Annotated in this window: 2 protein-coding genes; one reads left to right on the top strand and one right to left on the bottom strand. The window is 65.8% G+C overall.

The window, feature by feature from the left end:
• Positions 1 to 76 precede the first annotated feature (76 nt).
• Positions 77 to 412 (top strand): ankyrin repeat domain-containing protein, encoded by a 336-nt coding sequence (locus tag ACN6LB_RS45820; RefSeq protein WP_445031099.1) that lies wholly within the window; start codon positions 77 to 79, stop codon positions 410 to 412.
• Here the strand turns inward: ACN6LB_RS45820 and ACN6LB_RS45815 are convergent.
• Positions 384 to 1,183 (bottom strand): IS5 family transposase gene (locus ACN6LB_RS45815; RefSeq protein ID WP_445031100.1). Its coding sequence is split into 2 segments (ribosomal slippage): positions 384 to 844 and positions 844 to 1,183, totalling 801 coding nucleotides; the frame shifts between segments, so codons are not numbered across the junction. The two genes, ACN6LB_RS45820 and ACN6LB_RS45815, sit on opposite strands and share 29 nt — an antisense overlap.
• Positions 1,184 to 1,228: the final 45 nt, after the last annotated feature.

Raw genomic sequence — 1,228 nt, 5'->3', positions numbered from 1 at the left:
AGAAGTCATCTCAATTGGTGACTGGTGGCGTGGATAGTGGCTGGCAGACGTGCTGTGGTGGCGGTTGAATGCGTCGGTGAGTGACTACTGGACACCCGCCCATCACGCGGTTGAGCACGAGGATGCGGAGACTCTGGCCCGATTGCTGGGCGACGGTGCCGATCCCGATGAGGTCTTCAGCAACATGACGCTGCTGACGCACGCGATCGACGTCGAGGGCGACGGCTCCCTGCAGAGCGGGCAGGCGTTGACTGTGCATATCACCGCTGTGCTGCTTGCCTTCGGGGCTGACCCGCAGCTTGCTGATCCCGACGGTCGCACTCCCATGGATATGGCCAATCACTACGGCCACGACCTGGCGGTGAAGCTTCTGCAAGCCCACATCAGCGGGCGAGCCGCCGGTAGCAGATGAGGGTGCAGGCGATGCTTGTGAAGGCGAGGAAGTGCTCGGCCTTGCGCTCGTAGCGACGGTGGAGGCGACGGCAGCCGGCCAGCCAGGACATGGTGCGTTCGATGGTCCAACGGTGGCGTCCCAGACGCTGTGAGGTCTCAACTCCCCTGCGAGCGATGCGGTGTTGGATACCTCGACTGCTTAACCATCGCCGCAGGTGGGCGTAGTCGTAGCCCTTGTCGGCGTGGAGCTTGCCGGGCTTGCGACGCCGGGGGCCGCGGCGGGACCGGATGGGTGGGATGCCCTTCACGAGGGGGACCAGGGCCTGACTGTCGTGCAGATTCGCTCCGGAGATTCCGGCGGACAGGGGCAGACCGGTCCGCTCGGTAATCAAGTGGATCTTCGAGCCGTACTTGCCCCGGTCTACAGGATTCGGACCTGTCAGCTCCCCCTTTTCAGGGCCCGCATGTTCACCGAGTCGATCGCGCAGCGGGACCAGTCCAGCTCGCCGCGGGCGCCGAGTTCGTCGAGGACGACGCGGTGGAGCTTGGCCCACACCCTGGCCTTCGTCCACTCGGCGAAGCGCCGGTGAGCGGTCGCCCCCGACGGGCCGAACGACGCGGACGGCAACTGCTGCCATGTACAGCCCGACGTGGCCACGAACACGATCGCAGCCAGCACCTCCCGGTCACCGTGGCGACGCCGGCCACCGCCCTGAGGTCGCGACGGCGCCTCCGGGACCACCCGCTGGAACAGTTCCCACAACTCATCCGGCACCAGCCGCTCAACGATCGAGACCACGACCGGCAGCCTACAGAACCAAATGAGATGACGTCT

It is taken from the genome of Streptomyces sp. SAS_270 (assembly GCF_052543295.1).
The sequence above is the reverse complement of the archived record's forward strand: the minus strand, read 5'-3'. Positions and strand labels throughout refer to the sequence as shown.